Genomic DNA, 15,472 nt, shown 5'->3' with positions numbered 1-15,472 from the left:
TGAACCGGAACCCTCGGACAAGTTGTCAGGGACCGCAGCGGCGACGCCGACCAAGGCGTACGTGGTCTTGGACCGGACGCTCCTGCCGATCGACGGAATCGTTGTCGAGCACCCCTTCTGCTCGGGCAGAGACAAGAAGCATGTCGCTGCAGGCGCCGAGGCGTGGCTGGGGGCAGCGAGTACTGCTGCTCGGTCGCGCCGTATGCCGACGGCCAGGTTGCGGGGTTCTCGTTGTCCGTCGAGTCGGGCGTCGGCGATCCAGACGTCGGGGCCAGGGTGCTCGCTGCGGCGTTCGCGCGCCATCGTGGTCAGTCGCTCGTCGCCGGGCGTATTCGGTTGCTGTGGCAGCGGAGCGTCCGTCGGGATTGCCCTGGTGCGGTAGGGCCGCAGGTGGCGGCGGACGGTGTTGACGTCGCCGCGGTAGCCCAGCTGCTGGATCTATCAGGTAAGGCGCACTTCGCGGGCAATTGCTCGCGGGCTGTCGCCACGTTCGTCCGACAATGCGCTCTACGGCCTCGGCGAGGTTGTGAGCAGGTGCCAGGCAATGGCTTGCCGGGCCGGGAGGAACCGGAAAAGTCGCGGCAGATGTGCTCGCAAGAGCGGAGGGCAGGGTCGGCGCGGGGGAGCCCGCACCGGTCACGCGATTCTGGTGGGGCTGCCTCGAATGGCGCTCCACCAGGCACGGCAACAGATCCTCGACATCGAAGTGCGGACCCGTCCGGCCCGGTACGTCCTCGGACCCAAGAAGAACCCCAAGCACCCGCAGCCCGCGCTCGTCCACCTCGCCGACTATGCCCATTGTCAGTGTCCCGTCGGCTTCGTGGAAAATCCACGCGCGGCTGTCGGTGTACTTGAGATCGGCAGGGACGTCGGACATGGCAAGGGCTCCTCTTGGGCGCGCTCACCAGATGACACATTGTCAGTTCCGGCGCAAGGTCTGCCTGGGCGTTTCATAGGCCCGGCTCAGTGATGGGGATGAGGCGATGGGACCAGGCGGCTAGCGCCCGGTCCCATCCGTATTGCTGCAGAGAAGCAGCAGGTCAGCCGGTTCACAGAGATGTCTGATCCAGCCAGCGTGGCACTCGCCTTCAGGCGCGTTGCGTGTCGTGGACCACGTATCCGCGCTGCTTGTCCACCACGTTGCGCAGCGGCCGTCCCGCGAGGTGGCGGGTGAAGTTGTCGAGGAACACCTCGACGAGGGCCTCCCGCTCGCTGGTGGTCTCGCCCGCCGTGTGCGGGGAGATCATCACACCGGGCATGTTCCACAGAGGTGATTCGGCAGGCAGCGGTTCCCGGGCGAACACGTCGAGGGCCGCGCCGGCGAGCCGTCCGGCGGCGAGGTGGTCGACCAGCGCCTCCTCGTCGACGAGTCCGCCCCGGCCTACGTTGATCAGCCGCGCCCCCGGCTTCATGGCGGCGAGTACGGGAGCGTCGACCATGCCCCGGGTGCCCTGGGTGAGGGGGGCGGCGAGGACGACGTAGTCCGCATCCGTCAGGGCGGAGCGCAGGGTCGTCGCGCCGTGGACCGTGCCGAAGTCGGGGTCGTCCGTGCGGGACTTGCGGCCGGCACCGCTCACCCGCATCCCGACGGCGCGCAACAGCCGGGCGATGGCCCGGCCGATCGGCCCCGTCCCCCAGACCAGCACGGTGCGTCCGGTGATGCCGTCACTGGGGCGCGGACGCCACTCGCGGCGCCGCTGGTGCTCCCACGTGCCGGGGAAGTCCTTGGCGAGGGCGAGGATCAGGCCCAGGACGTACTCGGCGGTCGGCTGCTCGTAGACCCCTCGGGCGTTGGTCAGGACGACGTGCGGATCGTCCACCAGGGCGGGGAACAGGAAGGAGTCCACGCCCGCGGAGGACGCGTGGACCCAGCGGGGCGCCTTCTGCGGATCGTCGGGCCATGCCTCCCGGATGGCCGGGGTGATGGTCACCCAGGCCAGGAGGACGTCGGCGCCGGAAAGGAGGTAGGGCAGTTCCTCCTCTGTGGCGTAGACGGTGTCCGCGAGGCTTTCGATGCGCGCGGTGGCGGGGGGCCGGTTGCCGCGGTAGAGGACGACGAGTCGGTCGCGCATGTCAGGCTCCGACGGGGACAGCCAGGTACTTGTACTCCAGGAACTCGTCGATGCCGACGCGTCCGCCTTCGCGGCCCAGGCCGGACTGCTTGACGCCGCCGAAGGGCGCGGCGGGGTTGGAGACCAGTCCGGTGTTGAGGCCGACCATGCCGCTTTCGAGGCGTTCGGCGACCCGCAGGGCACGGTCGAGGTTCTGTGTGAACAGGTAGGCGGCCAGACCGAATTCGGTGTCGTTGGCGGCGGCGACGGCCTCGTCCTCGGTCTCGAAGGTGCGGATCGCGGCGACGGGGCCGAAGATCTCGGTGTCGATGATCGCGGATTCGGGGGCGATACCGGTGAGGACGGTCGGCGGGTAGAAGCAGCCCGGCCCTTCGGGGAGTTCACCGCCGGTCAGGACGGTGGCACCGCGTTTGACGGCGTCCCGCACCAGGTCGTGGGCCTTGCTGCGGCCGGCGAGGTCGATGAGGGGACCGACATCGGTGCCGGTTTCCGTGCCGGGTCCGACCGTGAGGGCGGCCATGCGGGCGGCGAGGCGGGAGGCGAACTCCTCGGCGACGGAGGTGTGGACGAAGATGCGGTTGGCGGCGCAGCAGGACTCGCCCATGTTGCGCATCTTGGCGACCATGGTGCCTTCGACGGCCACGTCGAGGTCGGCGTCGTCGAAGACGATGAGGGGGGCGTTGCCTCCCAGTTCCATGGAGGTGCGGATGACGGTGTCGGCGCACTGGGCCAGCAGGATCCGGCCGACCTGGGTGGAGCCGGTGAAGGAGAGCTTGCGGATCTTCCCTCCGCGCAGGAGGGGTTCGACGACGCCTGCGGCGTCGGAGGTGGTGACGATGTTCAGCACGCCGGAAGGCAGACCCGCTTCGGTGAGGATCTCCGCCAGTGCAAGGCTGGAAAGGGGGGTCTGGGGGGCGGGTTTGAGGACGATGGCGCAGCCGGCGGCGATGGCGGGGCCGATCTTGCGGGTGCCCATCGCCAGGGGGAAGTTCCAGGGAGTGATGAGCAGACAGGGGCCGACGGGCTGTCGGGTGACCAGCAGCCGGTTCCTGCCGTCGGGGGCGGTCATCATGCCGCCGTCGACACGGACGGCTTCCTCGGAGAACCAGCGGAAGAACTCCGCGCCGTAGGCGACCTCGGCACGTGCCTCGGCCAGGGGCTTGCCCATCTCCAAGGTCATCAGCAGCGCGAGGTCCTCGGTGCGCGCGATGATGATGTCGTAGGCGCGGCGCAGGATCTCGCTGCGCACGCGCGGCGGGGTGGCGGCCCAGGCGGCCTGCGCGGCGACCGCCGCCTCGACGGCGCGCCGGCCGTCGGCGGGTGAGGCGTCGGCGACCTGGCACAGTTCCTCGCCGGTGGCCGGGTTGTCCACGGACAGGGTCCGGCCGGACTCGGCGTCCTGCCAATCGCCGCCGATGAACAGCTGCTTGGGAACATCACGGACGACAGTCATGGTGGGTGTCTCCTTGGGTGTGCAGAGGGGCTGCCGACCGGTCAGCGGATGCGGTCGAGCGTCTTGTAGTAGGCGCCCGCGAAGGGCAGGAACCAGGCAGTGCCGTTGTAGAGGGGAATGCGGGGTGGGGTGATGTCGCGGACGGGGCTGACCTCGGGGTGGCCGTCCATCACCTCGGCCATGACCTGGCCCATGTGGGTGGCCATCTGCACGCCGTGGCCGGCGTATCCCATGGAGTAGTAGAGGCCGTCCTCGGTCTGCCCGGCGTGCACGATGCGGTCCATGGCGAAGCCGACGGAGCCGCCCCACACGTACTCGATCCTGGTGCGGGAGAGCTGGGGGAAGGTCGCGCACATCTCACGGAACAGGACGGCCCCGCTCTTCTTGTCCGAGGTGGGGTCGGACGGTGCGAAGCGGGCGCGGCCGCCGAACAGCAGCCGGTTGTCCGGGGTGAGCCGGAAGTAGTGGCAGACCTGGTTGGAGTCGACGATGAGGCGGGCCTTGGGGATGATGTCCTGGGCGAGCTCCTCGCCGAGCGGCTCGGTGACGATGATGAAGCTGCCCACGCAGACCTGCTGGCGGCGCAGCCACGGGAAGTTCTTGTCGGTGTAGGCGTCGGTGGCCAGCATGACCTGCCCGGCACGGATCACACCGCGCTCGGTGCTGACCTCGAACCGGCCGGCGGCGGTACGCCGCACGCCGATGGCCGCGTTGCGCTCGTGGATCTCGACACCGGTGCGCTCGCACGCCTCGGCCATGCCGCGCACGAAGCGGCCGACGTGCAGGGCGGCGCTGAACGGGTCGAGCAGGCCGCCGTGGTAGGCGTCGGATCCGATCTCGGACCGCAGCTCGGCCTTGCCGATCAGAGTGGTCTCGTGCCCGAAGTACCTGGCCAGGTCGCGCTGTTGGGTCTTCTTGCTCTCGAAGTGGGCGGGGCGGGAGGTGACGCCCAGGCGTCCGACGCGGCGGAACTGGCAGTCGATGGTCTCCTCGTTCACGAGCCGCTCGACGGTGTCCACGGCCTCGCCGTAGGAGTTGTAGATCTCACGGGCCCGTTCGAGTCCGTACCGGCGGACGGACTGGCCCACGCCGATGGTGAAGCCCAGGTTGGCCATGCCGCCGTTGCGGGCGGAGGCACCGGAGCCGATCTGGCCCTTCTCGACGAGGGTGACGCGGGCGCCCTTGCGGGCGGAGTGCAGGGCGGTGGACAGACCCGTCAGGCCGGCGCCGACGACCACCAGGTCGGCGTCCTCGGTCAGCGGCTTGCCGGACCGGTCGGGAAACGTCCCGGCGGTCTCTATCCAGTAGGGAATCGTCTTCATTTCGGGTCCTTGGCGGGGAGTTTCGAAGTGTGGGGCGGCCGGGCACCACCAGGGGGCCGGCCGGCGGCGCGATCAGCGCTGGCGCGGCCCGTCCCGGCACAAGGCTCGGGCGAGGGGCTCTACGGGTGGGAAGTTCTGACCGTCCCGTTGGGCGCCGAGTTCGCGGACGGGGGCGACCGGGGCGATGAGCAGCGCGCTGACGACGGTGAGGGTTGGTTCGACGTCGGGCTGGGGGGCGTTGGAGACCAGGACCGGCAGGGTGCGGAAGTTACGTCCACCGCAGTCGGCCGGCGTCTCCGGACTCGCTGCCGGAGCCGCTTCCTGTGTCCGGGCCGCTTCTACAGCACCCTTTCGAGGAAGGCCTGGGTTCGTCTCTCGCGTGGGTTGGCCAGCACTTCGCGTGCGTCGCCGCGTTCGACCGCGATGCCTTCGTCCATGAACAGCACCTCGTCGGCGACCTCGCGGGCGAAGCCCATCTCGTGGGTGACGAGCAGCATGGTCATTCCGTTGCCGGCGAGGTCGCGCATGACGGCGAGGACTTCTCCCACGCGTTCGGGGTCCAGCGCGCTGGTGGGTTCGTCGAACAGCATGATGGTGGGTTCCATCGCCAGCGCGCGGGCGATGGCCACGCGCTGCTGCTGGCCGCCGGAGAGTTGGGCGGGGTACTTGTGGCCGCACCCCTCCAGGCCGACCTTGGCCAGCAGCTCTTGTGCCCGCTCCCGGCAGGTGGCGCGGTCCTTCTTCTGCACCAGCACCGGTCCGGCCATGACATTGCTCTCGGCGGTCATGTTGGGGAACAGGTTGAACTGCTGGAACACCATGCCGATACGGGCGCGCTGCTCGGCCAGCTGTTTCGGGCGGAGGGCGTGGTAGGCGTCGTCCTTCTCGAGGTAGCCGAAGTCCTCCCCGTTGACCTTCAGGACACCGCTGTCGACGGTCTCCAGCCCGTTGATGCACCGCAGCAAGGTTGATTTGCCGGATCCGCTGGGCCCGATGATGCAGGAGATCTCCCCGGCCGCGACGGTCAGGTCGATGTCACGCAGGACCTGGTGACGTCCGAAGCTCTTGCGCAGCTTGCGGGCGACGATCGTTCCGTCGGCGTTCACAGCAGGGACTCCCTCGCGGTGGGAACGGGCCGGCCGGCCCCGGGCTCGGCCGAGGTGGCGGCCGGGGTCAGCCGTGCCCGGGTCGAGCGGGAGAAACGGCGCTCGATCATGGACTGCGGCACGCTCAGCACCAGCGTCATGATCAGGTACCAGAGGCTGGCCACGATCAGCAGCGGAATCGTCTGGTAGGTGCGGGCGTAGATGGTCTGCGCGCTCTGCAGCAGGTCGGCGACGCCGAGCACGCTCACCAGCGAGGTCTCCTTGAGCATCCCGATCACCTGGTTGCCGGTGGCCGGAATGATCGCCGGCATGGTCTGCGGGATGATCACATGCCGCAGCTTGGTGAACCCCGACATACCCAGGGACTCCGCGGCCTCGTGCTGCCCGCGGCTGACCGATGCGAACCCGCCGCGGATGATCTCGGACATGTACGCGGCCTGGTTCAGCGTCAGCCCCACGATGGCCGCGGTCATCGGTGTCATGATCGCGTTCACGTTCACCGGGGTGGAGATGTCGGTGAACGGGACGCCGACCGACAGGTGCGGGTACAGCGCCGCGATGTTGAACCAGAAGACCAGCTGCACGAGCACCGGGGTGCCGCGGAAGAAGGTGATGTAGAGCTGGGCCAGCCCGGAGATGGGCCGCTGGTGCGACATCCGCATCACCGCCAGCACCAGCCCCAGCAGCGTGCCCAGACCCATGCTCGCCACGGTCAGAAGCAGCGTGACCAGCAGGCCGTTGAGGATGGTCTGAGTGGTGAAGTAGCTGAACACCACCGGCCAGCGATAGTTCTCGTTGGTCACCGCGGTCCACACCAGACCGGCGACGATCGCGATCGCGACGGCCCAGGCGACATAGTCGCGCGGACGCCTCGGCGTGATCCGCTTCTTTTCTTCGGCCAGTAGTTGGGGCACCGGTCGGCTCCTGATCATCGTATCGATCGCATCCATCGGTATGTCAGTCCTGCGGGATGCCCATGGCCGCGGTCTTGACCCCGAGATCCTTGAAACCCCAGCGGCCCAGCGCCTGGTCGTACTTGGGACTGTCGATGATCGACTGGATGGCGGCCTGCACCGCGGGAGTCAGCGGTGAGCCCTTCTTCAGGGCGACGGTCACGGGCTTGGTGGTCACCAGCGGCTTGAGGACGTCGAACGTGCTGGGCTGCTGCGTGGCCGCCCACTCGAGCGCGATGAAGTCGTACATCACCGCGTCGATCCGCTTGGAGACCAGCTGGGTCAGAGCGTCGTTCACGCTGGGCAGGTTCACCGCCTCGATCGCCGGCTTGCCCTTGCTCGTACAGTCCTGCTTGGACAGCTGGGGCAGCCACTGCAGCTGCTGGGTGGTGCCGGACGTGACTCCGACGCGGTGCCCGCACAGCGTGTGGGTGCCCAGCTTCTGCGGATTCCCGTAGGGGACGGACACTCCGGTCCCGGAGTTGACGTAGTCGACCATGTCGAGCACCTTCAGCCGGTCCTTCGTGGCGCCCATGGTGGAGGCGGTGAAGTCGTACCGATCGGCCTGCAGTCCGGTGATGATGGTGTCGAACTTGATGTTGTTGATCTGCAGCTTCAGGCCGAGCTTGGCGGCGATCAGCCGAGCCATGTCCGGGTTGAACCCGATCGGGGTCTTGTTGTCCGATGCCATGAACATGGTGGGCGGGTACGACAGGTCCATGGCCACCGAGAGCGTGCCCTTGGTCTTCACTGCCGCGGGCAGCAGCTTCACCGCGTTCCGGTCCGGCGTCACCCCGACCGAGATGTCGTCGGTGTGCTCGGCGGACGGGCCGGATCCTCCGCCCCGCGCCGTGCTCTTCGCCCCCATGTTCTGCCCGGCGCCGCTCGCCCCGCACGCGGCGAGCGCGAGGGCCAGAGCGGTCGTGACGATCGGGATGCTCAAGTGTCTGTTGACCTGCATGGCGGCGGCCACAGCGCCTGCGGTGCGGAATACGGTTGTGCGGCCTGTCCGGTTGCTTTCCATGGCGGTGCCTCCTGGAGAACGCTGGGGATACGGGGGGACGCGTCAGATGCCGAGCATCTGGTTGAGTTCGTTGAGGGACTTGACGGTCACGTAGTCGTAGCCGTGGGTGACCGGGTCGTAGCCGCGGTCCAGGAGGACGAGGTTGCGGAAGCCCATGTCGTGCATCGGCATCAGGTCGTAGCGGGTGTGCGAGGAGACGTGCACGAAGTCCTCGGGGGACGCGTCGAGTTGGTCGAGCATGTACTCGAACGCTGCGTACCGGGGCTTGTAGTAGCCGGCCTGCTCCGCGGTGAAGATCGCGTGGAAGTCCGCCCCGAGCCGGGGCACGCTCTCCTCGAGGAAGGCGTCGCCTGCGTTGGAGAGGATCACCAGCTTGTAGTTCTCGCCCATCTTCTTCAGCGGTTCCGGCACATCCGCGTGCGGGCCCCAGCTGCGCACGCCGTCGGCGAGCCGCTTGCCTGCGTCCGGGGCGGCCTTCACGCCCCACTTGCGGCAGACCCCCTCGAAGGCGTCCTGCAGAGTCTGCTCGTAGGGGTAGTACCTGCCGAGGACCGAGTCGTAGCGGTAGCCGCGGAACTCCTTGACGAACTGGTCCCAGTGCTCGGCCGGGATCTGGTCGCCGACGAGTTCACGCGTGATGGGGGTCATCGGCCACTCGATCAACGTGCCGTAGCAGTCGAACGAGACGTACTTCGGGCGGAACTGGAACGAGGGAATGGGCATGGAAGTACTCCACTTTCTTGCTTCGGAAACTGGTCAGGTCCGGCGCGGACCTTTTGGTCATGCTCCTGACAGGGATGTCGGCAGTGGGGGTGATGACGTCGGCGATCGCCGGGGATCAGGCGGCGCCGACTCCTGCCGGAGCGAGGAAGTCGACCGGGTGCTGCGTGTTGCCGTCGAGCGCCAGGTCGGCGGCGATCTCTCCCATCGCGGGCGAGATCTTGAAGCCACTGCCGGAGAACCCGGCCATCACGATGATGTCGTCCTCGCCGGGGAGATGACCGACGAGCGGGTTTCCGGACTGCGTGTAGCCCTCCATGTAGGCCGACATCCGGATGGGGTCGGGGTTCAGGTCGGGCATGAGTTCACCGATGAGCTCGCGGAAGACGCCGAGTTCCTCGGGGCGGACCGTACGGTCGAGCCGTTCGGGCTCGGGCACCGGCGCATGGTGTTTGAAGGAGAGACCGAGCTTGACGGAGATGCCGTCGGGCGACGGGATTCCGAAGCAGTCGTGGGGTGCGGCGCGCACGAAGGGAGGGGCACCGCCCGCGAACCAGTCGTGGCGGGTGGGCAGGTGCCAGGAGCAGACCACCCGGCGGACGTCGATGGTCCGTGGGAGGTCCGGGAGCAAGGTGTTGATCCAGGGGCCCATGGTCACCACGGCGGCGTCCACGTGGTCCGTGCCCTGGTTGGTGACGACCCGCACTCCGCCGCCCGCCGCGGGGACGACCTCGCGCACCGTGGTGTAGCGGTGCAGCCGGGCGCCCAGCTGCTCGGCACGGCCGGCGGCGGCCTGGATCGACGCCTCCGGTCTGATGACGGCGCCCAACCGGTCGAGGACGGCGGTGTGTCCGTCCGGGAGCCGGTGCTGCGGGTAGCGGCGGGCGAGTTCCTCCCGGTCCAGTACCTCGTGATCCAGCCCCTGGGCTGCGCTGGTGGAGAGGAGGAGGCTCATGGACCGTGAGGAGGCCTCCCCCATCACCAGGCTGCCGCTGCGCCGACGCAGCGGCAGGCCTGTCTCCGTCTGGAGCTGCTCCCACAACCGGTCCGCGAGCCGCAGCAGAGGAATGTACGCGGGCTCGCCGAGGTGGGCGGCTCGGTAGATGCGGCTCTCGCCCCCGGCCGCGCCGCGGTCGTGACCCGGTGCGTACCGGTCGTAGCCGATGACCTCGGCTCCCCGGACGGCCAGCCGCCACATGGCCTGGCTGCCCATGCTGCCGGCACCGATCACGGCGACGCGCTTCGGGATGCGCATGAGGTCGCTCCTCTCGACGGTGGGTGAGTGGCAGTCGGGCCCAGCACGGTGTGGACACCCTGCGGACCTTTCCGGTCCGGGCCCTGCTGGGGATGGCGTTCACTTTCCGCCCGGGGGAACCCGCAGGTCAACCCACACTGTGTTCCGCCATGGGGCCTTCTCGAGACGGTCTGTCACTGCGGACGGCCGCACTGCACCAATGCCGGCCCGCCTCTTGTCACGATGAGTGGCCGGTGCGAAGGTGAGCCCGGTTCCCTCGGATGAAAGCACCCCCTATGCCGCCCAGACCTCCCGCAACCGGGCACTTCCCCACGGTCAGGGAGGTACTGCGCCTGCCCGTGCTCGCCGAAGGGATGCCGCGTGTGCTGGCCGGCGAGTCACAGCTGGACAGCCCGGTGCGCTGGGTGCATGTCACCGAGCTGCTCAACCCCGCCGATTTCCTGGAGGGCGGCGAGCTGGTGCTGACGACCGGCATGCCGCATCCCGAGGACGCCTCCCAGCTGTCCGGCTACGTCGACCAGCTCGCCGACGTCGGCGCGGCCGGCCTCGTCGTGGAGCTCGGTTACCGGTATCAGAAGGTGCCCCACGAGCTGGTGGCGGCGTGCCGCGCCCGTGACGTGCCACTGGTCGAGCTGGCCCGTGGCGTCCGGTTCATCGACGTCACGCAGACGGTGCACGCGCTCATCCTCGACGCCCAGGGTGCCCTGCTGCGCCGCGGACGGGACATCCAGGACATCTTCACCGCCCTGACGCTGCGGGGCGCGGAGCCCGAGGAGCTGGTGCACACCACCGCGGAGCTCACCGGAGCCCCCGTGGTGCTGGAGGATCTCACTCACCGGGTCCTGATGTGCGAGCTGCTCGGCCGACCGTACGAGCCGGTGGTGTCGGCCTGGTCTCGGCGTTCCCGGGCGACCCCGACGCCGGACGGGATCACACCGAGCGGCCCGGAGGGGTGGCTGATCGCGCCGGTGCAGGACCAGCACGGCCCGTGGGGGCGGCTGGTCCTGCTGGAGGACCGGCTGAACGCCGAACCCGACCCGGAACACGCCCTCGTCCTGGAGCGAGCGGCGGTCGCGCTGACCATGGCACGCCTGGCCGGGCAGGCCCGGTGGGAGCGCCGGGCCCACCGCTCGGTACTGCGGGACCTGTACCAACGGCGCTTCCGCTCCCCCGCCGACGCGCGCGCCCGCGCCGAGGCACTAGGACTGCCCACCCTCGGACACCGACTCTTCGCCGTGGTCATCCGCCACCCGTGCGCCGGCACCGCGGATGAGCACCTCGACGAACGGATCGCGAAGGCGCTGACGCACACGGGCGTGCGCGCCCTGGTCGGCGAGACGGCCCCTGGCCGCATCGGCGTACTCATGGCACTGGCACAGGCGAGCGCCTGGCAGCCGGTCGCCGAGCGGATAGGCCGTCTGACCCGGGAGGAGCTCGGACCGCGGGCCGTCGTCGCCGTCGGCCCCGGGATGACCGACCTCGGCGGGATCGCCCGGTCGTGGCAGGAGGCGGAGCAGACGGCCGAGGCCATCACACCGGCCTCCCCGGAGCGGTGGTTCTACGTCCCCGCCGACGTCCGGCTGCCGGAGTTGCTGGGCGTCCTGCGGGAGGACACCCGTCTTCAGCGGTACGCGGAACGTCAACTGACCCGCCTCATCGAGCACGACGACCGCAACAGCGGCGATCTGCTCCCGGCGCTGCGCGCCTATCTGGCAGCGGCCGGGAACGTGTCGGTCGCGGCGAAACACGCCGGCATGTCACGTCAGGCGTACTACCAGCGCCTGCACACCATCGAACGACTCCTCGGCTGCGACCTGGAATCAGGTCTGCAGCGCACCTCCCTGCACGTCGCGGTGCTGGTCATGGACGCGGGTGAAGCAGCCGTTCCCGACGCATGACGGGTCACGTCGGCCGTCACGCGCGTGGCCTTGCGGCCGCCGAAGCCGGAGCTGGATGCCTTGTGGTGAGCGGTGGGCGGCGGCGTTCCTGCCGCCCACCGAGGGGAGATGGCTCAGAGGAGCTCGATCAGCTTGTCGGTGAACTCGGCGGTGGTCGCGGTTCCGCCCAGGTCGCGGGTGCGGGTATCGCTCTTGGCCAGGACCGACGCGATCGCGTCCGTGATGTCCCTGGCCGCGGCGGGATGGCCGAGGTGGTCGAGCATCATGGCCGCGGACCAGATCGCGCCCAGCGGGTTGGCGATGCCCTGGCCCGCGATGTCGGGCGCGGAGCCGTGCACCGGCTCGAACATCGAGGGGAAGTCCCGCTCGGGGTTGAGGTTGGCCGCCGGGGCGATACCGATGGATCCGGCGACCGCGGCCGCGAGGTCGCTGAGGATGTCGCCGAAGAGGTTGGAGGCGACGACAACGTCGAAGCGGGCGGGGTCGAGGACGAACTTGGCCGCCAGCGCGTCGATGTGCTCCTGGTCCCAGGTGACGCCGGGGTGCTCGGCGGCCCGCTCGGCGATCAGCTCGTCCCAGAACGGCATGGTGTGGATGATGCCGTTGGACTTGGTGGCGGAGGTGAGCCTCCCCCGGCGGCGGGCGGCGAGCGAGAACGCGTAGTCGGCGATCCGGGTGACCCCGGCCCGGGTGAACACCGATTCCTGGACGGCCAGTTCCTCGGGCGTGCCCCGGTTCAGCCGTCCGCCGATCTCGCTGTACTCGCCCTCGGCGTTCTCCCGCACGACGACGATGTCCACCTCGCCCGGACGTGCACCGCGCACCGGGGTGTCGATGCCTTCGAAGACACGGATGGGCCGGAGGTTGACGTACTGGCGGAAGCTGCGCCGGATCGGGATCAGCAGTCCCCACAGCGAGACGTGGTCGGGCACCCCCGGGTATCCCACGGCGCCCAGCAGGATCGCGTCCTTGTCGCGCAGCTGGTCGATCCCGTCGGCGGGCATCATGGCGCCCTCCCGCAGGTACCGCTCGCACGACCAGTCGTACGACGTGCAGGACAGGCTGAAGCCGTGGCGGCGGCCGAGAACGTCGAGTACCTGCTGTGCTGGGGGCAGTACCTCGGCGCCGATGCCGTCTCCGGGGATCAGGGCGATGCGGTGGTTTGTCGTCATGGCGTCGATTGCAGCAAGGCGGTCCGTGGGGCGTCCAAGACGCAAAGCGGATATCCCTTATAAGCGGTGCCTATCAGCTGCCGGCGGCCGAGGTGGCGGCCGTGACGAACGCGGCGGCTGCCGGCGACAGGCTGCCGCGGCGGCTGACGAGAGCGATGTACAGGCTGGTCTCCGGCTCGATGTCCAGGACACGGGCGCCCAGCCGCCGGGCGAGGTCCCGCCAGGAATCCATGACTACCGCGAGCCCTACGCCGGCCAGTACCAGGGGCATGAGCGACACCCGGTGCTCCGTCTCGGCCGCGATGGTGAAGTCGATGCCCTGCTCCCGCAGCGCGTCGACGTAGGCGCGCATCCCGGTACCCGGCTGCCCGACGATCAGCCGCTGCCCTGCAAGCTCCCGGCACTCCACCGCCGTCCGATCAGCGAACGGGCCGTCGGCCGGCACCATCAGCACGAAGCGCTGCCGCTCCAGCGCATAGGAGACGACCTCCTTGTCGGAGAACGGCCCGGCGGACGCCAGAAGCCCCAGTTCCACGGCGCCCGTGCGCACCATGTCGATCACATCACGCGCGGTGAACGCCGCCTTGATGGCCACGGAGACGCCGGGGTACCGGTGGCTGAAGGCACTCACCAAACTCGTCAGCGGCTCCACCGCCTGCGACGGCACGGATGCCACGTCCAGGCGTCCCTCACGTAGCTCGTGCACCGCCGCGACGCTCGCCCGCGCCGTCTGCAGACTCCGCACGGCCTCCCGGGCAGGCTCGATCAAGGCTCTTCCGGCCTCCGTCAGCACCGCCCTGCGCCCGATGCGATGGAACAGCTCGGAGCCCAGATCACGCTCCAGTGTCCGCACGGCCTGCGACAGCGACGGCTGCGACACATACAGAGCCGAGGCCGCACGGTTGAACCCACCACGGTCAACAATCGCAAGGAAGTACTCCAACTGCCGAATGTCCATACGCGTCCTCTGCCCCTGGAAGAAATAAAGGGACGTCTCGATCCCTGAGCTGGATTGGCCGTCGTGGTCTGCCAGGTGCCAGGGCAGTCATGGAGGGGGTCGTTGCCGGCCTGCTGGACGCGGCCGACAGGTGGCCGGGCGGCGGGCGTGGACCCCTACTCGCGGTCAGGGCCGGCCGACCTCAGCGATCGTTCCTCCCGTACCTCGCGATGATCCACGCGGCGCCACGCTCGGCCAGGGCCCGTCGTCGCCCCCGGCGCGAGCGCTGTACGTCAAGGGTCCGAGTCTTCGTCGGCACGGCCGCCACGGCCGCGAGACGGCGGGCGGCGCGCGCCAGCTCTGCCTGCAGCCCCTGACGCCGTTCGGAGGTACCGGCTCTCAGTAACGCCGCATACAGCCCTTCGACCTCGGCCAGGGCAGCACCCAGCCGCAGATTCGCATCACGTACTCGCCGAATGTCACCGCGCGGCATGGACACCCTTCCTCCCCCGATCACGGGGCCTCACCCCCGCCGGATGTCATTATTGCGCAACTCTGCAAATCAGCCTGCGTTGACGGCCCTTCCTGCCTTCGCCCAGTTCTCGTGCAGCCGGTCCAGGTAGGACCGCGCCTGACTGCCCAGGGCGGCGCCACGGGCGAAGGCGAGCATGTTGCCCGAACCCGCGTTGTACCCGAGCGCCAGGAGTTCGTTCTTCGTGTAGGAAGCAGGCCAGCGCGCGGGAAGTCGGGCAGCCAGATCGTGCAGGTACCAGGCTTCGGCCTCGATCGCGAGGTCGCGATCGTCGGGCAGGTCCTCCCAGCGGCGGCCTGCGAAATCCCGGCCTTTCTTGACCTCGTCGAAGGCGGCATGGTGCATGTTGGCGATACCGAAGGCCGCGTCGGGCTTGTACCTCTGCCAGGCCCGCTCGAAGGACGCGTCGTGCGGTTTGTAGGACTCGTTGTAGAGGATCGTCATCACCAACTGTGCGCTGACGCCCGCCTGGTGGGCTCGCGCGCGAACCTGCGAGGCATAGTCGGCGGGGTCGTACGAAGAGACGGCCGTCGCCGCCGGGGAGGGGGCGGACGAGCCGGCCGACGGGGTCGGTCGGGAAGACGACGCCTTGACCGGAGGACTGGTGGCGTCGCCTTGCGGGGAGCCGGCGGCGCGGATGACGACGTACAGCACCAAGGCGAAGACCGCCAAAGGCAGCCACCTCATCCGCCTCGGCGCCCTCGATTCGGACATGTCCGCCCTCCTGCCCGCTTCGTCGGCCAGCGCCTTTGTACAGCAGGAGATCTAAGCCCGACGTGAGCCGAGACTCCGCCCTCACTCCTTGCAGCGCAACGCTCACGCCGAGGACGGCGACGGGCTTTGACGGAACGTGGCGTCGCGTGGATCATGGAGAGGTACGGAAGGAAGGATCACTCAGGTCGGGCCGGAACTGCCCGGCTGCAGGGGGGTGTTCACCTGCCTTCCCATGAGATCCCTCACCTGTGAAATGTGCCAGCGGCTGCGCTAGTCGGGCCACGGCTTTGTTAGATTGCGCAATCACGCAACTG

General features: G+C 69.1%; 12 protein-coding genes. 1 reads left to right on the top strand and 11 read right to left on the bottom strand.

What is annotated here, in order from left to right:
- Positions 1-1,088 precede the first annotated feature (1,088 nt).
- The 8 genes from ACFYMM_RS39815 to solA all read right to left on the bottom strand — a co-directional run bounded on the left by ACFYMM_RS39815 (position 1,089) and on the right by solA (position 9,905).
- Positions 1,089-2,072 (bottom strand): D-2-hydroxyacid dehydrogenase, encoded by a 984-nt coding sequence (locus tag ACFYMM_RS39815; RefSeq protein ID WP_388396519.1) that lies wholly within the window; start codon positions 2,070-2,072, stop codon positions 1,089-1,091.
- Between the two features lies 1 nt (position 2,073).
- Complete coding sequence (locus ACFYMM_RS39810; protein WP_388396517.1) at positions 2,074-3,525, bottom strand: NAD-dependent succinate-semialdehyde dehydrogenase; 1,452 nt, start codon at positions 3,523-3,525, stop codon at positions 2,074-2,076.
- Between the two features lie 41 nt (positions 3,526-3,566).
- Positions 3,567-4,847 carry an NAD(P)/FAD-dependent oxidoreductase gene (locus ACFYMM_RS39805; RefSeq protein WP_388396515.1) on the bottom strand — a complete coding sequence of 427 codons (1,281 nt, stop codon included), beginning with the start codon at positions 4,845-4,847 and terminating at the stop codon, positions 3,567-3,569.
- A 338-nt stretch (positions 4,848-5,185) separates the two neighbouring features.
- Positions 5,186-5,953 carry an amino acid ABC transporter ATP-binding protein gene (locus ACFYMM_RS39800; RefSeq protein WP_388396513.1) on the bottom strand — a complete coding sequence of 256 codons (768 nt, stop codon included), beginning with the start codon at positions 5,951-5,953 and terminating at the stop codon, positions 5,186-5,188.
- A complete protein-coding gene (locus ACFYMM_RS39795; RefSeq protein ID WP_388396510.1) occupies positions 5,950-6,885 on the bottom strand; it encodes an amino acid ABC transporter permease in 936 nt (311 codons plus the stop codon). The genes ACFYMM_RS39800 and ACFYMM_RS39795 overlap by 4 nt, the downstream gene beginning before the upstream one ends.
- A 25-nt stretch (positions 6,886-6,910) precedes the next feature.
- A complete protein-coding gene (locus ACFYMM_RS39790) occupies positions 6,911-7,849 on the bottom strand; it encodes an ABC transporter substrate-binding protein (protein ID WP_388396507.1) in 939 nt (312 codons plus the stop codon).
- A 123-nt stretch (positions 7,850-7,972) separates the two neighbouring features.
- Positions 7,973-8,653, bottom strand: coding sequence for a haloacid dehalogenase type II (locus tag ACFYMM_RS39785; RefSeq protein ID WP_388396505.1), 681 nt, complete (start codon positions 8,651-8,653; stop codon positions 7,973-7,975).
- A gap of 115 nt (positions 8,654-8,768) precedes the next feature.
- The gene (gene solA / locus ACFYMM_RS39780) at positions 8,769-9,905 is read right to left on the bottom strand and encodes an N-methyl-L-tryptophan oxidase (protein WP_388396502.1); all 1,137 of its coding nucleotides are present in this window, start codon (positions 9,903-9,905) and stop codon (positions 8,769-8,771) included.
- A gap of 275 nt (positions 9,906-10,180) precedes the next feature.
- Here solA and ACFYMM_RS39775 point away from each other — a divergent pair, with 275 nt between their 5' ends.
- A complete protein-coding gene (locus tag ACFYMM_RS39775; protein ID WP_388396500.1) occupies positions 10,181-11,803 on the top strand; it encodes a PucR family transcriptional regulator in 1,623 nt (540 codons plus the stop codon).
- Between the two features lie 113 nt (positions 11,804-11,916).
- Here ACFYMM_RS39775 and ACFYMM_RS39770 read toward each other — a convergent pair whose 3' ends face one another.
- The 3 genes from ACFYMM_RS39770 to ACFYMM_RS39760 form a co-directional block, all read right to left on the bottom strand.
- Positions 11,917-12,975, bottom strand: coding sequence for a tartrate dehydrogenase (locus ACFYMM_RS39770; RefSeq protein WP_388396498.1), 1,059 nt, complete (start codon positions 12,973-12,975; stop codon positions 11,917-11,919).
- A 73-nt stretch (positions 12,976-13,048) separates the two neighbouring features.
- Positions 13,049-13,933 carry a LysR substrate-binding domain-containing protein gene (locus tag ACFYMM_RS39765; protein ID WP_388396495.1) on the bottom strand — a complete coding sequence of 295 codons (885 nt, stop codon included), beginning with the start codon at positions 13,931-13,933 and terminating at the stop codon, positions 13,049-13,051.
- Between the two features lie 541 nt (positions 13,934-14,474).
- On the bottom strand, positions 14,475-15,158 hold the full coding sequence (locus ACFYMM_RS39760; protein WP_388396492.1) for a lytic transglycosylase domain-containing protein: 684 nt from the start codon (positions 15,156-15,158) through the stop codon (positions 14,475-14,477).
- Positions 15,159-15,472 lie beyond the last annotated feature (314 nt).

The sequence above is a fragment of the Streptomyces sp. NPDC006739 genome, from assembly GCF_042869815.1.
Taxonomy (GTDB): domain Bacteria; phylum Actinomycetota; class Actinomycetes; order Streptomycetales; family Streptomycetaceae; genus Streptomyces.
This window is presented reverse-complemented; position numbering and strand designations above follow the sequence as displayed.

Coding starts and splice junctions, on each gene's coding strand:
- ACFYMM_RS39815 (WP_388396519.1), bottom strand. CDS start 2,072: ATGCGCGACCGACTCGTCGTCCTCTACCGCGGCAACCGGCCCCCCGCC.
- ACFYMM_RS39810 (WP_388396517.1), bottom strand. CDS start 3,525: ATGACTGTCGTCCGTGATGTTCCCAAGCAGCTGTTCATCGGCGGCGAT.
- ACFYMM_RS39805 (WP_388396515.1), bottom strand. CDS start 4,847: ATGAAGACGATTCCCTACTGGATAGAGACCGCCGGGACGTTTCCCGAC.
- ACFYMM_RS39795 (WP_388396510.1), bottom strand. CDS start 6,885: ATGATCAGGAGCCGACCGGTGCCCCAACTACTGGCCGAAGAAAAGAAG.
- ACFYMM_RS39785 (WP_388396505.1), bottom strand. CDS start 8,653: ATGCCCATTCCCTCGTTCCAGTTCCGCCCGAAGTACGTCTCGTTCGAC.
- solA (WP_388396502.1), bottom strand. CDS start 9,905: ATGCGCATCCCGAAGCGCGTCGCCGTGATCGGTGCCGGCAGCATGGGC.
- ACFYMM_RS39775 (WP_388396500.1), top strand. CDS start 10,181: ATGCCGCCCAGACCTCCCGCAACCGGGCACTTCCCCACGGTCAGGGAG.
- ACFYMM_RS39770 (WP_388396498.1), bottom strand. CDS start 12,975: ATGACGACAAACCACCGCATCGCCCTGATCCCCGGAGACGGCATCGGC.
- ACFYMM_RS39765 (WP_388396495.1), bottom strand. CDS start 13,933: ATGGACATTCGGCAGTTGGAGTACTTCCTTGCGATTGTTGACCGTGGT.
- ACFYMM_RS39760 (WP_388396492.1), bottom strand. CDS start 15,158: ATGTCCGAATCGAGGGCGCCGAGGCGGATGAGGTGGCTGCCTTTGGCG.